General features: G+C 43.9%; 17 protein-coding genes and 1 pseudogene. 2 read left to right on the forward strand and 16 right to left on the reverse strand.

The window, feature by feature from the left end; genetic code table 11:
* Positions 1-99: 99 nt before the first annotated feature.
* Together GTQ43_RS05195 and GTQ43_RS05200 are read right to left on the reverse strand one after the other, a co-directional pair.
* Positions 100-441, reverse strand: coding sequence for a XisI protein (locus tag GTQ43_RS05195; protein WP_265271247.1), 342 nt, complete (start codon positions 439-441; stop codon positions 100-102).
* Entirely contained in the window at positions 429-842 is a 414-nt protein-coding gene (locus tag GTQ43_RS05200) for a XisH family protein (protein ID WP_265271249.1), read from the reverse strand. The genes GTQ43_RS05195 and GTQ43_RS05200 overlap by 13 nt, the downstream gene beginning before the upstream one ends.
* A gap of 210 nt (positions 843-1,052) precedes the next feature.
* Between GTQ43_RS05200 and GTQ43_RS05205 the strand changes: the two genes are divergently transcribed.
* Together GTQ43_RS05205 and GTQ43_RS05210 are read left to right on the forward strand one after the other, a co-directional pair.
* Entirely contained in the window at positions 1,053-1,376 is a 324-nt protein-coding gene (locus GTQ43_RS05205; RefSeq protein WP_265271250.1) for a hypothetical protein, read from the forward strand.
* Positions 1,377-1,598: 222 nt separating this feature from the next.
* On the forward strand, positions 1,599-1,973 hold the full coding sequence (locus tag GTQ43_RS05210) for a hypothetical protein (RefSeq protein WP_265273792.1): 375 nt from the start codon (positions 1,599-1,601) through the stop codon (positions 1,971-1,973).
* 27 nt (positions 1,974-2,000) lie between these two features.
* Here the strand turns inward: GTQ43_RS05210 and GTQ43_RS05215 are convergent.
* From GTQ43_RS05215 to GTQ43_RS05280, 14 genes and pseudogenes are all read right to left on the reverse strand, one after another.
* Positions 2,001-2,378 (reverse strand): annotated as a pseudogene (locus tag GTQ43_RS05215) (GIN domain-containing protein); the annotation flags it as partial.
* A 4-nt stretch (positions 2,379-2,382) separates the two neighbouring features.
* Positions 2,383-2,670 (reverse strand): hypothetical protein, encoded by a 288-nt coding sequence (locus GTQ43_RS05220; protein WP_265271252.1) that lies wholly within the window; start codon positions 2,668-2,670, stop codon positions 2,383-2,385.
* 257 nt (positions 2,671-2,927) lie between these two features.
* A complete protein-coding gene (locus GTQ43_RS05225; RefSeq protein WP_265271254.1) occupies positions 2,928-3,512 on the reverse strand; it encodes a DUF4231 domain-containing protein in 585 nt (194 codons plus the stop codon).
* Between the two features lie 42 nt (positions 3,513-3,554).
* Positions 3,555-4,667, reverse strand: coding sequence for a ferrochelatase (locus tag GTQ43_RS05230; protein ID WP_265271256.1), 1,113 nt, complete (start codon positions 4,665-4,667; stop codon positions 3,555-3,557).
* A gap of 246 nt (positions 4,668-4,913) precedes the next feature.
* Positions 4,914-5,468 carry an HdeD family acid-resistance protein gene (locus GTQ43_RS05235; protein ID WP_265271258.1) on the reverse strand — a complete coding sequence of 185 codons (555 nt, stop codon included), beginning with the start codon at positions 5,466-5,468 and terminating at the stop codon, positions 4,914-4,916.
* 39 nt (positions 5,469-5,507) lie between these two features.
* Complete coding sequence (locus GTQ43_RS05240; protein WP_265271260.1) at positions 5,508-6,782, reverse strand: FAD-dependent oxidoreductase; 1,275 nt, start codon at positions 6,780-6,782, stop codon at positions 5,508-5,510.
* Positions 6,783-7,002: 220 nt separating this feature from the next.
* Complete coding sequence (locus tag GTQ43_RS05245) at positions 7,003-8,535, reverse strand: phytoene desaturase family protein (protein WP_265271261.1); 1,533 nt, start codon at positions 8,533-8,535, stop codon at positions 7,003-7,005.
* Between the two features lie 110 nt (positions 8,536-8,645).
* Positions 8,646-10,217, reverse strand: a complete 1,572-nt coding sequence (locus GTQ43_RS05250; protein ID WP_265271263.1) for an oleate hydratase — start codon at positions 10,215-10,217, stop codon at positions 8,646-8,648.
* 61 nt (positions 10,218-10,278) lie between these two features.
* Positions 10,279-11,016, reverse strand: a complete 738-nt coding sequence (locus tag GTQ43_RS05255; RefSeq protein ID WP_265271266.1) for an SDR family oxidoreductase — start codon at positions 11,014-11,016, stop codon at positions 10,279-10,281.
* Between the two features lie 66 nt (positions 11,017-11,082).
* On the reverse strand, positions 11,083-11,436 hold the full coding sequence (locus GTQ43_RS05260) for a DUF5335 domain-containing protein (RefSeq protein ID WP_265271267.1): 354 nt from the start codon (positions 11,434-11,436) through the stop codon (positions 11,083-11,085).
* 307 nt (positions 11,437-11,743) lie between these two features.
* The gene (locus tag GTQ43_RS05265) at positions 11,744-12,649 is read right to left on the reverse strand and encodes an alpha/beta fold hydrolase (protein WP_265271269.1); all 906 of its coding nucleotides are present in this window, start codon (positions 12,647-12,649) and stop codon (positions 11,744-11,746) included.
* 48 nt (positions 12,650-12,697) lie between these two features.
* Complete coding sequence (locus tag GTQ43_RS05270; protein WP_265271271.1) at positions 12,698-13,516, reverse strand: SDR family NAD(P)-dependent oxidoreductase; 819 nt, start codon at positions 13,514-13,516, stop codon at positions 12,698-12,700.
* Between the two features lie 350 nt (positions 13,517-13,866).
* On the reverse strand, positions 13,867-14,406 hold the full coding sequence (locus tag GTQ43_RS05275; RefSeq protein WP_265271273.1) for a general stress protein: 540 nt from the start codon (positions 14,404-14,406) through the stop codon (positions 13,867-13,869).
* A gap of 183 nt (positions 14,407-14,589) precedes the next feature.
* Positions 14,590-15,015, reverse strand: coding sequence for a hypothetical protein (locus tag GTQ43_RS05280; RefSeq protein WP_265271274.1), 426 nt, complete (start codon positions 15,013-15,015; stop codon positions 14,590-14,592).
* Positions 15,016-15,326: the final 311 nt, after the last annotated feature.

Here is a 15,326-nt window from a genome sequence, read left to right on the forward strand (position 1 = left end):
TTTCTAACTCCAGGGCGATCGCATGGCTGGAAATGATACCCGCTTTTGACTTGATGAAAATTGAACTAGCGATCGCTATTCATCAATTAATATTTAAACCTAACCTACAGCAAACTCAGTATCAGAGCGCACCCTAGCAGGTTGAAAACCTAAAACTATATCTTCATGTGGTACACCTAATTTTAATAACTCATAGGCAATTCCATCTGCCGTACCATCATATTGAATCCAAATCTTGCCATTTTTAATATCCAAATGTAGCAAACATCCATAATCCCTGATATCATTCTGCTTCCAACCCACATACACCAATTGATAGCGATCGCGCTCCGTATCAAAAATAGGTTGAGCCTCAACATCTTTTGCCGATTTCATCGAGCGATCGGCTTTTGCTTGGATTAGTTGTTGAATATATTGCCTGTAAAGAGCTACTTTATCCATTGTTCAATCGTCTCCTTTTCTAAGTCATAAACTAAAAGCTTAATTTGACTGCGTTTTACCACACTATTAATAAAAGCTAAGTTAAAAAAGGTTTGATAAACAAAACGAGGTACTGCTAAATATAAAATTCGCTCTGGATCTTCATCTTCTAAAGCATAGCGATAATCTAAAAACTGTCCATGCGCTAAATGAAAATCAGAAATCCTTGAGGGACTAATAAAACTTTTCACCTCAACCGCAATTTTATCATTTCCCCTTTCGGCACCAATAATCTGTTCCGCCCCAATGTCTATATACATTTCAACTCCACCTATACGCAATTCGTATGGATCGTGAGTTATTTGCCATCCGTCTTTTTCAAGAGCGCGTTTAACTTGCTCGTGATACAAATCTTTTGCCATGTTATGGTTTGCGTTGAGGAACTTGAGCGATCGCTAATAAATCACGGCACTAGAATATTTTAGCTAAAATTTGACGGACTCAAAACTTTCAGCGCGTGGTCTGTCCCATTAATTTTGTGGGGCTGCTAGATCCCCCACTTCTTCAATAAGTGGGGGATCTGAACACCACTAACCTCTTAAAACTTTTGGGACAAATACAACAGAAGTTAAGTGATATTTAGGTACTTCAACACGATATTTGGGTACTTCAACACGATATTCGGGTACTTCAACACGATATTCGGGTACTTCAACACGATATTCGGGTACTTCAACACGATATTCGGGTACTTCAACACGATATTCGGGTACTTCAACACGATATTCGGGTACTTCAACACGATATTTGAGTACTTCAACACGATATTTGGGTACTTCAACACGATATTCGGGTACTTCAACACGATATTCGGGTACTTCAACACGATATTTGGGTACTTCAACACGATAGACCTCTCAAAAATAAAGAACCCCACCCTAACCCTCCCCTTATAAAGGGGAGGGAACTATATTTCTTGTTTCCCCCCTTGTAAAGGGGGGATTAAGGGGGGTAATTCGGTAGCCTTCAAGTGAAATTAGGGAATAAATATTAGATTTAAGCGTAAACTTCACTTTAGCTTTGGTGGTTTTTACTCAGGGGAAAAGAATGACAAATAGCTAAAGTATAACTACAAGTCTGTAGTAATTTTTACATAAGTTTTTGCAAAAGAGGCATTTATGGCGCGACTAAAACCCAGTTCTACGGTATTAGATAAGGCAACGCTACGGATATCGGGGATGAGATCGATTAGCAAAACGCTTGAGTTTGACGATAGCTTGAATTTAGCGGAGTATGAAAGGCGGATTCAAACCTTGCAAACAAAGCTATCGAGCTACAATACAATGCTTTCTACGGTTGATGAAGCGGTAGGGCAGATTGAATTGCTAGAGCAGGATTTGAGAAGCTACTCGGAAAAGATGTTGATGAGTGTGGCGACGCGCTATGGTAAGAACAGTTTGCAGTATATGCAAGCAGGGGAGGGGGTAAACCACGCAAGAGTAGTAAGCGATCCGTGGGAAATACTGCGCCAACAACGACGATCGCAGCAGTGATGACACCGAATACAGATTGGCTTCAATACTGCCGACCCCATCTATGTTCAAGCTTTCCAGACTCTTGACCTCCAAAACAAACTCAATAGGCTTGGTCGGATCAAAAGAGGAATCATTTGCAACGCCCAGATACAGGATGCGATCTTTCACGCGACTCTCTAAAAGCGGAAGGATGTTGTCTTCAGCGCTAATAGTCAGGGACTCTTTTCCCGTCTGCTGCACCCTGACCCTACCCACGGATTTAAAGGAAATGGATGAAAATCCAGCCACTTCTCTAGATTCGGTTTTGACGATTCCAGATCCTCTGAGCTTACCCAAGTTAAAAGAGCAGCCTGCAAACATACTCAAAGCTGCCAAACACGCAGCCAAACCGTATAGCTTTGATCTCATTGTTTCCCTATTCATACAATCATTTCCGTATAAACCAATCAACGGGGCGGCGTAGTGAAACTGGCGACGGATAACTCTTCAAATAACCCGATCGCAAGATAAATTGAATATTTTCGCTAATCCTAATTGATTGATTTAGAGTTTCTCTCGTTGAGGCTTTTTTTAATATCTGAGTCATCGGATGAATGGCTATACTCTTTTCCCGCACTTTTAGGAAAAGTCTTTGCATTCGTCTGCCAGCTTCCAGCAGTGTTGCCACCGAATTGTCTTTACTGGTAATGAGAATCCAACCTGCCGATTCCGACACTTCCTATTTAACTTTATCAAGCCCTGTCTCTCGGAAATCCTTTTTCATCACATTATCTTTACTGTAAAAGTTCCGCACCACCCAACCAGAAAATCCTTCTATTTCCATGCTTGCCGTTGTCAGCCCGTCACGATATTTCTCAGCATCCTTACTAGAGAATCTGATCCAGTCGGCTAACTCTTGCTGCGCTGGGTTGCGATGCCTTTGGCGAGCGTAGCTATCGCATTGAAGGCGGTTCGTAACGATAGTTTGTTCGTTTATAAATTGACTTTATTTTCTGCTGACGGGGTGATGTCCGCTACATTTGAATTTGCTAAATTATCAATATTTACTGCGGAAATTAGTCCACTCCAAGAATGCCTTCGATTGATATCTATTAAGTCAATATTATGCATCAAAGTATTATTGTTTTTTTCTGCATTCTCATCTCCAATATTTGATGTATAATTTCCAGTTCCGCAATTAAAATTCGCAACTTCAATGTTTATACAGGTTAAAGCGTTCTTATTAAGATCATATTTTTCACGAAACTTAAAAGTACTGGCTAAACCTGCTGTAATTGATGCAACAGCAGAAGAAATTGCTGGATATATATTAGGAAGGGGAACAATTAACAGTAAAGGTGTGATTCCTGTTAATACAATAATTGCCCATTGAGATGTATAGTAACAAGACTTATTATACTTTTTTTCTTGTTCATACTCATCTATTCGAGCTTTGGCAACATCCTTGACCGTTGAAATATTTATAATAACATCTCCTGTAGTCGAGTTGTTTGCAACGGTCGCAATGGAATGTGCCGTATTCTGTTGTCTATTTGATTTATGCCAAAACCAAGACATTGTGTTACTCCTCTAATAAACTTTAATAACCTATTTCAAAGTTCAGTCAAAATCAAGTCTTCTAGTTTTAATATGCTCGTGGTGTTGCGGCACTGACAGCATTGCTTCAATGTGAGGATTTGCCCATTCTGCGGCTATTTTCAGAAAATCAAGATCGTCATTAATACAACCGAGCCTTGTGTAAGTCACCGTTGGATATTGACGCTGCAAATATTGAATTGCATCTTCGACATCAAGAATGGTTTCATAATTATCTGTCACCCAGCCGAGGGGTTTAAACAGAATGGTTTTAGCACCTGCTGTAATCAAGCTTTTCGCGGCTTGTTTCAGATCGGGTTGTGACCAATTGATGAAAGGTGTGTCATGATTCACCCAACCGATGGAGACTAGGGGATATTGATGTTGCAACTGTGCTTGGACGCGATCGTAAAGGGCTTGTCCATCAATCACCCCAGTTAACAATCCTTGCGCTTTTTCTGGGCCACCGTGAACCGTTAATATAATACCAATTTGAGACTGAAAAAAGTGACCAATAAATAGCTGATTCAGAGTTTCCTTAATTCTACGCGCCATCAAATTAATGTAGGCAGTCTCAGTCGCAAAGGCTGGAATATATCGAATTGTTTTGAATGGCGAATGTTGAGACTCATTTACAGATGCAGTTGCAGCAATAACTTCATTGACTTGCTCGACAGCTATTTTGCCCGTAAATGCAGAATCGACCACAAGCATTGGATAAATCAGCAAATTCTGAAAACCTTGCTCAATGATATCTGCTACAACTTCTTGCACAAAGGGTTGACAGAAATAAAAGCCTTTGAACACTTGCACCCGATTTCCCCATTGGTGTTGTAACTGTTTCTCAATACCAAAACGTTGTTTTTCAAAAATCTCATTTTCGGGTGATATGAAATGATCGTGCTTAACTCCAAAATTGTACAAATCTTGAAGTGCAAGAAACCAACCAGCAAGAGGGTATAGCCATTCTGGAATCGGCACAAACTGAGATGCAATGTACTTCGTTGCAGCTTGGTTGTAAACACTCAGAGCGCGGTAAGATTGCACTTCACCATACCCTGCGAGCAAAACTGCAACACGTTGACTATTTTGGTTTTCGACGGGTTGCGTCGCTTGAAATTGATGATTAATAATCATTTTTTTAAGCCTAAGTAAATTGTTTTTTAAAAGTATGCCGTAGATGAAGCAGTGAGTTCAGGTTAAAAAAATTACCGAAAAACGAGCTATAAATAAGCCCTGGCGACTAGAAGTCGCGGCTACACAGGCAAAACCTGCCTACGCAGGTTAAAAAGCTTTAATTTTCTCTTAGTCCACGGAGGTGGACTTTGTTTGTGTAGCCGCGTTCGCGTAGCGTGCCGGAGGCTCTATTCCATTCGCCCAGGCTTACTCTAAAGCGCGGCGCTGTCCTGAATGCAGAGTTAGCATCCAAACTCCATCAAACAAAAGATTGATTCCAATGAAAGTGCCAATCAGCCAAACTGCGTTAAATGGAAAGTTAGACCAAATGAAAATACCGAAAATAATGCCGATGATTCCGCTTACAAGCATTAATCCCCAGTTAGGTGAAATCCGGCGCATTTGAAATGCGATCGCCACTTGAATGATGCCTTGCACAAAAATGGTAATGCCCAACACCAATGTCAGGGCAAGCACCCCTTGAAACGGATTTACCACCACGAGAATTCCAGCCAGGAGATACAAAAGACCTAGAATCAGCTTCCCGATAACTTTACCTGCACCTTTTGATTGAAAGGCATAAACAATTTGAGCAATTCCAGCAAAGATGAATATCCAGCCAAACAGTAAGGTTGAAGCAACGCTGGCAAAGAAAGGAAATGCAATTGCAATGATGCCCAACACGATCATCAGAATAGCGATCGCGGTTGTCCACCTAGAACTAACAACTTGCTCATCAATTTCAGACTCAATAACTCTCATGTTCATCTCCTTTTAAATTTATATAAAAAATTTGATGGATCAATGTTGTACAAATTGTGGTATTGATTTAGGATTTGTGATATCAATCGAGCCTTGGCTTAACCCAACCAGTTGAGCGACTCGCAAGGCAGAAGTTATAGCTCCTTCATGCAAGCCATCACCAAGATAGGCTCCTGCATGGTAGGTGTTGTTCTCGCCATTAGTGGCAACTACTTCATCTCGGTATTGAAAAGATTCAGTGGTATATAACGGGGTGTGATGTTTTTGAATGTGAATAATGCGATCGCTAGCAATCAACTCCTCTAGTTGGAACGAGAGAAAATAATTTGGTGGCGATGAGACATCACAAATCTGATTCAGGCAACTGTTATAACCCCATTGGCTTTTTGCCTGAAAAAAATCAAATTCTGAGGGTTGTTTGATGCCATAGGGGTTGTATATGGAACTATCTGTATGAAGTAAGGTAGTCGCATAATTGGCTTTCCAGGCAGAAAACCGTTTAATTTCGGCATCAGTTGGATCTGCTAATAGCGCCATCACTTGGTCGGGTGGCGTAGCAAACACGACTTTATCAAACTCCTGAATTTCACCCGTCCTTCGCACAATTTTCACAGCATCCGAGCTTCTGGAAATCCGGTCAATATCTGCATTCAGCAAAATCTCACCCTGAAATCGCGCCAGAATTTTTTCAATGTAAGAATACACACCGCCTTTAACCCTGACCCAATTGACTGCAACATCGTTGCGTAAGACAGGCATTGCCAATTCTGCCGGAAAATCATCAATCAGTTCCAACGGCATCGAATAGCTATACATGACTAGCAATTTTAGCCAAGTATTGCGAGTACAAGCACGTTTCAAGTATTGCGACAAAGGCTGATTATAGAAATCTTGCAGGTGAGCAAATTTTATTCTTAGCCATAATCCAGCAGAACGAGCATAGAGGGTATCGAGGCGCAAATATTCGATCAGGCGGCGGATACCTGTGAAGTTCTTCTGGATTGCGACTCCCGATAAAAAGTGGCTGCCATCTTTGAAAAACATCGCTGAACCCATATTTACAGGTTCTAATTCCACCCCTAACTCTTCCATGAGGGCGATGAAATTATGGAACACAGTTGGAAACTCTAGTACTCCATTTTCCAAAATTTCATTACAATCGGATTGGTTCGGCTGAACGTTCTTGTTCAGTGTCCGAATATGTCCACCTAAAGTAGATTGCCGTTCAAACACAGTGACATGATGCCCTTGTTTATCGAGCAGGTAAGCTGTCACCATGCCACTGGCTCCCCCCCCAACGATCGCGATTCTCATGATTTACCTCTCAATTAATAGATATTGATGTATCAAATATTTTTTTACCCCACCCTAACCCTCCCCTTATAAAGGGGAGCCACTGCGTTGGGCGGCTTTGCCGACTTGAAGCATGTGGCGTGAGGGAACCGGATTTTCTTGTTTCCCCCCTTTATAAGGGGGGATTAAGGGGGGTAATAATTTGATTAAAATCACAACATACAACTTTTCAAACAACCTCTTAGCCTAAAATCACGTCGCCCGATAACCGTTGATACAGCAGTGCGCCTGTCCAAAATGTGGGAGCAAAGCCCGGATAGCCAGATGAGGCATTGCAGAAATAGAAATGGTTGAGTGAGGTTTCGTGATTCAGTCGTCCCATACCCATATTTTGTGGTGTCAGACTGGAGCCGTAGGAATTTCCATTGGGACACCAGCAAAAACGCTCATTGGTAGTAGGACTACCTGTGATATGGAAGACCATGTATTTTCTAAAGTTCGGTACATAGTTTTTTTCCACAACATCGAGGATGGAGTCTAAGATTTCTTGCTTTTTCTGGTTGTAAGCTTTGCGATCGACCTCCCGTAATTCCTCGAAGTAGTTGTAATTGGCAACGGTGAGGAATTCCACAATCTGGCAGTCTTCTGGGCAATCCCGACTTGCTGTAGTTAATAAAGTGGGTGTTGTGATGGCAAAACTAGGATTAGAAAAGTCATTGCGATCGTACATCTGCGTGAAGGCTTCATTTAGATCGTGATGCCCTGTATGAAAGAGATTCCACTTGCCAAATCCATATTCTCGGAGGTCGATATCTTTGACGACGCAATAAGCCATGTAGTTAGATGGCGAATATTCATAGTTGAGTTTTCGACGCACACTTTTAGAAAACTGCGATTCCCCGATCATCTTGGCGGCTTTTTTGGGGTCAATATTGCAAATTACGGTGTCGCCTGTAAATTCATGGGTTTGATGGGTGGTGAGATCCATCGCCTGAACTCCCGTAACCGTTCTGTCTGTGACTCTAAAATTCGTAACTTCATGGTTGAGCAATACCTGTCCCCCGTATGATTCGATGACATTAACCAACGAATTAATCACATATTCAAAATGCTGGGTTGGGTAAAATGCGCCCGCTTGATAGCCTCGAAACAATATAACCCAAGCATAGAAAGAGAGTTGATTTGGCGGCAGCAAAAAATCAGGCCATTGCAGGGCTAATAGGGTTTGAGCATCTTGGGGTAGTTGGAACTTGTCAAAGACATCCTGAAGTGTGCTGTTGAGATACTGGACAGTAGAGAATACCTCATTTGGATGTTTTAGCAGTTCAATTGGCTTGATCGGTGGAGAGAGTTTTTTCAAACCTGCACCAGTCTTTTCCACTTCGTTGACAAATTGGCGAATCAGATCGCCATGAGCCGGAAACAGATCAAACAATCGCTGGATCAGTTCTTCTGGCTGCGAGGGAATATCCAACTTATGCTCTGGCATTCGCATGTGATCAAAGCCGTCCGAGTCATAACGTTCAAAAGTTACTTCTCGCTCTAACTCTAGTTTTTTGAGTACCCGATTGACGGTTTGCCCTTCCCCGCAGTCCCAAACATAGTGAAACTGAGCGTTAAACGTATACTTTTTAGCCATTGTAAACGTATGCCCAAAGCCTCCGGGATGCTCATGGGCTTCGAGAATTTGCACAGTCTTGCCAGACTTTGCCATCAAAGCGCCAAAGACTAATGCTGATAAACCACTACCGACAATCAGGTAATCCGGTTTCATAAGAGAGTTCCTCGAACAATAAAAATCTGAGTTCTGTCCCGTTGAAACGCCCGTTAGTCAAAAGAGGCAGGGGAGCAGGGAGCAGGGGGAAAGACTGAGACGGAGAAACATTACCTAAACGCTTTGACTAAAGCCTTAAACTCGACTTGTAGTGACTTGTCATGAGGCGAGATAGGTGGGATTTGGCGATCGATACTTAGGAATTCATATACTGCCATCTGAGCAGCTCGCACTGAATACTCAACTGTAAAGACGACATCATCAGGAATTTCAACAAACTGGCTGATGAAAGCGAGGTTCTTCGAGCTACGAGGGATCGGCAATGGTCGATCGCTACGTAAACGAGGCATAAACATACTTGTGATGTACGGCATTCTGCAAGGAATACAGTTTGCCGATTCCACGATGTCCAAATCGAATCGTAAATGACCGCAGAGTTCTCGCAGAATTTCTTCACCGTTGCACTCGCTCATTGGCTTAGGCACGAAGTTACCCACGCGATCGCCAAAAAGAGCATATCCCCAGAAGACTTGTACATCAGCAGGCTGATTTATAAAGTGGGGTTGATAGGCGAGGACGATAGACATCAGCCAATTTGAGTCTTTAAACGTAATCAGCCCGCCAGTCCCCGGTTGATTGCCGCTAAATTTGGCGATTTTATCGAAGAATGCAGGGTTTTTTAGTGTCACCGTGAAAGACTCCCAGAGAGACTGGGCAATGCTGCTATTGAAAGCAGCCGGATTCCCAAAATCTGGGTTTTCTGCTGCCAGCTTTTCCCATAAAGTCCAACTGGTGCAATCCTGTTTAGTCAGCTTCTTAGGCGCACTTGTCATCGACCCCAAACTTGAGGCATCAGTCATCGAGCCGTTTTGTAGAAAAACCAAGTCGCTATCTTTAACCGCGATGGTTTTGCTTTCACCACTCTGCTGATAATGAATGCCTGTCACTACTAACTTCCCCTCTACGGTGGTGCGATCAATATCCGTCACCTTGCAATCAAAGAGGAAATGGACATTTTGGGCAGCAAGCCAACTCTGTAAGGGAAGAATCAATGAATCGTACTGATTGTAGATGGTGCGCTTAACCCCTGCAAGGGTTTCAATCCGAGAGAATTCCAGCATGAAGCGATGCAAGTAACGCTTGAATTCAACAGCACTGTGCCACGGCTGGAAGGCAAATGTAGTAACCCACATATACCAAAATTCAGTCTCGAAGAATTCTGGGGAAAGCCAATCTGTGATACAACTAGCACCCAACTCAGTTTCACCAGCTTGGGTAAGCCTCAGTAACTCTTGACGATTTTTCATGGAAAAACCCATCGAACTCACAGGGACTTTCGCCCGTCGGCTGTCAACCAGACGCGCCATAGAATTTGACTTATGCTGCTCATTGAACTCCATTGTTTCGTCAAATACTGTTTTACCCGGCGAACTCAGGGAGGGAATCGACTTGAAAAGATCCCAAGTGCATTCGTAATTTTCGGTCGTTAACATCCTTCCCCCGCGCATGGAATAGCCATCTGTAGCGTTCCCGGCTCCATCCATACTTCCGCCCAGGAAGGGCTTTGCTTCTAGGATAAAAATATTTCCGCCAGGGAGTCCACCGTCTCGAATCATGAAGGCGGCGGCTGCCAAAGAGCCGATACCACCACCTAACAAATAGGCATTAGATTTTTTACCCATATCAACTAAGTCCCTGCAAAGCTTGGTTTAATCGTGTCTTAGGTCTTTTGTGAACCTAAATCTAAAGTTCTTGACGTGTTGGACGGATGATCATTTCGTTCACATCAACATCATCGGGTTGCTCAATGGCGTAGGCGATCGCACGCGCAATCGCATCTGCATCAATAGCGATCGCATAAAGTTGATCAATTCCTGCTGCTGTGTCTTTATCGGTAATCGTGGTAGTCAGTTCAGTAGCAACGGCTCCTGGTGAGATATTAGTCGAACGGATTTCGCCGTTTGACTCTAGTCGTAACCCTTCAGAGATCGCTCGCACTGCGTACTTAGTAGCACAGTAGATTGCTGACCCAGGAAACACCTTATGTCCGGCCACTGACGATAAGTTGATGATGTGACCAGACTTTTGCTGACGCATAATCGGCAACACGGCAGCAATTCCATAGAGAACGCCCTTAATGTTGACATCGATCATCCGATCCCATTCCTCCACCTTTACTTGGTCGAGGGGAGAGAGCGGCATCAAGTCAGCATTATTAATTAGCACGTCGATCCGGCTGTATGTACTCAAAGTTTCCTTCGCCAAGGCTTCCACCTGTGAGCGATCTACCACATCCGTCACTCGATAGGTTGCAGTTCCTCCTAATTTAGCGATCTCTGCAACCAAATCTTTCAGCCGATCTTCGCGGCGGGCGGCTAGCATCAGTTTTGCTCCACTAGCAGCAAGTCGCTTCGCGGTTGCCTCACCTAAACCACTGCTGGCTCCGGTGATAATTACTACTTTGTTTTGAATAAGAGACATATTGATTAATGCAGGTTATAAAATATTGGCTGCTGTTTTATCTAAACTCAGCATTATGCAACCATATCAACTAGCTTGTAGCTGAATCAAGGTTTTTCTTCCAACCGCGTCACTAATCCGAACCGCTATCATCACACCGTTTGAGTTCTGTCCCGTTAAAACTTCAGTTGGTGAATCGATTGTGTGAGCGTAAGTCACTTCATCTTTACCCACTTCAATCACCAAATCATCTCCTTTTCCGGGGCGATCGTAAACCATTGCCATTAAAGGTGCGTTCTGAATCAGTTCTGCATCACCGAGTTCTGAATCGATGATTTCGATTGAAATATGCCGTCCACGATTACCACTTGAAAACAGATCAAAAAATTCACCCCATCGCTCACGCGGCACAGATTTGTTGATGTCAATTTTACTTACCATGATGATTCCTTTAGAGTACTCCAAGTAAAAAAATGCCCAGTTGTCATTGCGAACGCTTCGCTCTCTGCGAGACGCTACGCGAACGCAATGACGGGTTTTTGATCATTTATTTTGTGGAACATGCGTTTCTCCTGCTACCGGTCTCGGTTGGCAATGCCTTCTAGAAGAATCGACCCAATACTGCGTAGGTTTTGGAATTTCTTGGTTGAGGCAAGCTGTTCTTGAGCAGGGGGAGAAATGGAGGCTGGCGTTGAGTTTTTGCTTCCCCTGCTTATCCGAGCAGTATTGAGAATCGACCTACCCCATATCACTGTTGCTTTACCAATGGAGAGGTGTCTGTGTAACGAGGGGGGAAGTAGCCTTCAATGAGATCGTACTGACCTGCGGTTGTGGTGCGATCGGTAATGAAGTCCAGTAGGTCTTTGTTCACTTGATGCTTCAAAGTCGTGATCAGGGCGTGCGATGCTCCGGGATACACCTTAAGAATGGCGTTGGGAATGAGCTTGGACGACCGGTAAGCATTGCCGATGGGAACAATCTGGTCATCATCCCCGTGCAGGATCAGAGCCGGAACATCGATTTTTTTCAGATCCTCAGTCGTATCGGTCTCGGAAAATGCCTTGATACAGAAATACGCGGCGGGGAAACCGCAGAGCATGGTTTGGAGCCAAGTCGAATTAAGTAGGCTTTCCGAGATGTCTGCTCCAGGACGATTGCCCCCGAAATAGATCATCACCAGGTCTTTGAAGTATTGGGAGCGGTTGGTAATGACTGCCTGCCGATAGCCATCGAAGACTTCAATGGGCAGTCCGTCAGGATTTTCGGGTGTTTGCAGCAGCAATGGCACCGTCGCGTTGATGAAAACGACCTTGGCAACGCGCGTTGTCCCGTACCGCCGCGTATAACGCGCCACCACTCCCCCGCCAGTGGAATGACCAACCAGCATGGCATCCTTCAGATCGAGCCTTTCCATCAGTTCGGCGAGATCATCGGCGTATGTGTCTATGTCGTTACCCTGCCAGGGCTGGCTGGATCGCCCATGACCCCGGCGATCGTAAGCGACACAGCGATAACCCTGGCTGGACAGGAAGAACATTTGATCTTCAAAGGAGTCCCCGTTTAGCGAATATGCATGGTTGAAGACAATTGGTTTACCTTTCCCCCAATCCTTGAAGTAGAGTTCTGTACCGTCTTTGGTAATGATGGTGTTCATGGTGTTCTCTTGAGTTAGTGTTCCAGTTCTTCTAACTGAGTTGAATGTCTACCAAGTTTGACCGCCAGTGGCGAGAATCCGTTGTCCGGTCAGCCAGTGGGAGTCATTAGAGGCGAGGAAGACAGCGATCGGGCCGATATCCTCCGGCTGCCCGACCCGTCCCAGCGGTGTGCTCTTGATCGCCATGTCGTAGACGTCGCCTTCGAGAAACTCTTGCGAGCCTTCCGTTACCACGAAGCCTGGATTGAGGCTATTGACACGGATATTACGAGAGCCTAACTCCTTAGAAAGGGAGACTGTGAGAGAGTCAACCGCCGCTTTGGTGGCGGAGTAAATGGCGCTATTGGCGGGCGGCATCGAGCCGACGGCAGAACCAATGTTAATCACGGAGCCACCCTCAGTCCCCATAAGCGGGATGGCTTCCTTGATCGCCAGGAGAAGACCAAGTACATTGAGGTTAAACTGGCGGTAGAATTCTTCTGGTGTGACCTGCTCGATGGCACCGAAACTGTAAACACCAGCGTTATTGATGAGAATGTCAAGCTTGCCATGCGTTTGCTTGATTTCACCGAAGGTGCGAGTAATGTCTTCCAACTTCGAGAAGTCACCCTGGATGGCTGTGGCTTTGCCGCCGTCAGCCGTAATGTCCGCAACGATTTTATCGGCACCGGACTGGCTAGTGGCGTAGTTGACGATTACTGTGGCACCAGCGGCTCCGAGGTGCTTGGCGATCGAGGCACCAATGCCCTTAGATGCTCCAGTGACCAGTGCAATCTTGTTTGCAAGCTTGCTTGTGGTTGTTTTGTTCCTGGATGGATCGTCGATCACTGCTGGCGGGGAAAGTGTTTGTACGGGTGAAATAGTCATGTTTCCTCTTTTTTTAATCGGTGAAGTGATACTAAGTGGTGGCATTGCAAAAGTTGTTGCGTCTATCAAATCACAGTGCCAACCCAGTCAGTGGTTTGTTGAAAGTTTGCAAAAAGTCTGAATTAAATCAGACTTTGTTCGAGTCAGCCCAATAGAGGGTATTAAGAGTGTTCCAAAAAATAAATGATCCAAAACCCGTCATTGCGTATTTTTTTACTTGGAGTACTCTTAAATATCTTCAGAAATTAAATATGCGTTATCTAGAACCCTTGTAGAGACATAGCACTGTTACGTCTCTACCTTCTTTTTCACTTCTATGTCTAATCTTGGCAGGTTAATAATTCAAAGCCTTAGACAGGAATCGAAATGCTCATTCCATGACTAATTCTGTCTAGCATCTGCCTCGCCTGACTGACATCTTCGTTGCTGCCTGTCACAAGGATTATGAACTCACCTGCTTGGATTTGAGTTTCGTACTTCAGTATCTCGTGCTTGGGGATTCCTAACCCTCCTAAAGCACCTGCGAGTCCTCCGACAGCAGCAGCACCAGCAGCACCAACAAGTGTTCCTTCCAACCAACCCGCCAATACTCCTGCAATGGGGCCAGCAATGATGATCGGAGCGACTCCGGGAATAAACAGCACTCCAGCCCCTGCTAAAATGCCAAATAAACCTCCGACGAAGCTACCCCAATAACCACCCCCTGCGGCTCCAGCTTTGGCCGTATCTTTCCAGGTGAGAAATCCCCGCACATGTTCAGTGGTTTGGTAGTCTTTGCCAATAATCGAGAGCTTTTGCATATCGAAGCCTGATTTTCGTAGCTCCAATACAACCCTTTCTGCTTCTGCATGGGAGGGGAAATGAGCAACAACCGTATGTGTATATGTCATGAATTTGTTTCCTTTATCTATGTCAAGCTCAATTCATAATTATTAATTCATAATTAAAAAGGGTTTATCCCTAATGCTTATACAAGCAACAAGAGTTTTTTTAGGGTCTGAAACAGTCTTTAATTACGAATTACGTTCGCGGAGCGTGCCGGAGGCTCTATTACGAATTATTTTTATCGTGTCTTACTTCTTTGTAGTTACTGTTGCGGCTTCAGCATCTAGTCTGGCGGCGATCGCTTCCAAGGTTGCTTTTTCTGCCTCTTCAATGGTGGCGATCGCTAGGAAGGTCGCCGTAGCTGCATGGTTTTCAGCTTTATCTGCTCGATGTTCGAGTTTCTTTACTTTGCGACCCGTTTTCCATTCCTCGACATGGGACTTCACTTCAGATTCTTTTTCCTCGAATTGAGTTTTGAGCTTTGCCCGATAATCATCGAATTCTTTTTTCTTAGCGTCTAGCTTTGTCTTCGCTTCATCAATTTGAGATTCAATCTCAATTTGAGTTTTTTTCGGCGCAGATTGAATACTTTCTCTCAGCGATTTTACCCGATCTTCAACCGCTTCTAAATTGTCATGAAGATTTTTGGTGAAGTTATCAATTGCAGTACTCATGATAATTGCCTTAGTATGTTGAATTTCTGAAATTTGGCTAGATTATTCATCAAGCTGAGATTGAATTTCAGCTTTAGTTTGTTTTGCCGCACATTTAATGTTTACAATTTTTGACTAACATAACCTCTACCTTTGGAACGGTTTAGTAGAATTCATACAATTTATACACTATTTAAACCCTTGACGGCACCTATTTTCTATTATCAATAACCAAGATGAAAAGGTGAGATTTTTGTAATCAACCAAATAACCCTAGAAATCAAACATCAGTTTGTCATACTTTAAAAGTACTCCATTTAATAAAATTCTAA

It is taken from the genome of Nostoc sp. KVJ3 (assembly GCF_026127265.1).
In the GTDB taxonomy this organism is placed as follows: Bacteria; Cyanobacteriota; Cyanobacteriia; order Cyanobacteriales; family Nostocaceae; genus Nostoc.

What these genes read in the sequence shown, in the direction of transcription:
- GTQ43_RS05195 (WP_265271247.1), bottom strand. Translation starts at nt 441, where the DNA reads ATGGATAAAGTAGCTCTTTACAGGCAATATATTCAACAACTAATCCAA.
- GTQ43_RS05200 (WP_265271249.1), bottom strand. Translation starts at nt 842, where the DNA reads ATGGCAAAAGATTTGTATCACGAGCAAGTTAAACGCGCTCTTGAAAAA.
- GTQ43_RS05210 (WP_265273792.1), top strand. Translation starts at nt 1,599, where the DNA reads ATGGCGCGACTAAAACCCAGTTCTACGGTATTAGATAAGGCAACGCTA.
- GTQ43_RS05225 (WP_265271254.1), bottom strand. Translation starts at nt 3,512, where the DNA reads ATGTCTTGGTTTTGGCATAAATCAAATAGACAACAGAATACGGCACAT.
- GTQ43_RS05230 (WP_265271256.1), bottom strand. Translation starts at nt 4,667, where the DNA reads ATGATTATTAATCATCAATTTCAAGCGACGCAACCCGTCGAAAACCAA.
- GTQ43_RS05235 (WP_265271258.1), bottom strand. Translation starts at nt 5,468, where the DNA reads ATGAGAGTTATTGAGTCTGAAATTGATGAGCAAGTTGTTAGTTCTAGG.
- GTQ43_RS05240 (WP_265271260.1), bottom strand. Translation starts at nt 6,782, where the DNA reads ATGAGAATCGCGATCGTTGGGGGGGGAGCCAGTGGCATGGTGACAGCT.
- GTQ43_RS05245 (WP_265271261.1), bottom strand. Translation starts at nt 8,535, where the DNA reads ATGAAACCGGATTACCTGATTGTCGGTAGTGGTTTATCAGCATTAGTC.
- GTQ43_RS05250 (WP_265271263.1), bottom strand. Translation starts at nt 10,217, where the DNA reads ATGGGTAAAAAATCTAATGCCTATTTGTTAGGTGGTGGTATCGGCTCT.
- GTQ43_RS05255 (WP_265271266.1), bottom strand. Translation starts at nt 11,016, where the DNA reads ATGTCTCTTATTCAAAACAAAGTAGTAATTATCACCGGAGCCAGCAGT.
- GTQ43_RS05260 (WP_265271267.1), bottom strand. Translation starts at nt 11,436, where the DNA reads ATGGTAAGTAAAATTGACATCAACAAATCTGTGCCGCGTGAGCGATGG.
- GTQ43_RS05265 (WP_265271269.1), bottom strand. Translation starts at nt 12,649, where the DNA reads ATGAACACCATCATTACCAAAGACGGTACAGAACTCTACTTCAAGGAT.
- GTQ43_RS05270 (WP_265271271.1), bottom strand. Translation starts at nt 13,516, where the DNA reads ATGACTATTTCACCCGTACAAACACTTTCCCCGCCAGCAGTGATCGAC.
- GTQ43_RS05275 (WP_265271273.1), bottom strand. Translation starts at nt 14,406, where the DNA reads ATGACATATACACATACGGTTGTTGCTCATTTCCCCTCCCATGCAGAA.
- GTQ43_RS05280 (WP_265271274.1), bottom strand. Translation starts at nt 15,015, where the DNA reads ATGAGTACTGCAATTGATAACTTCACCAAAAATCTTCATGACAATTTA.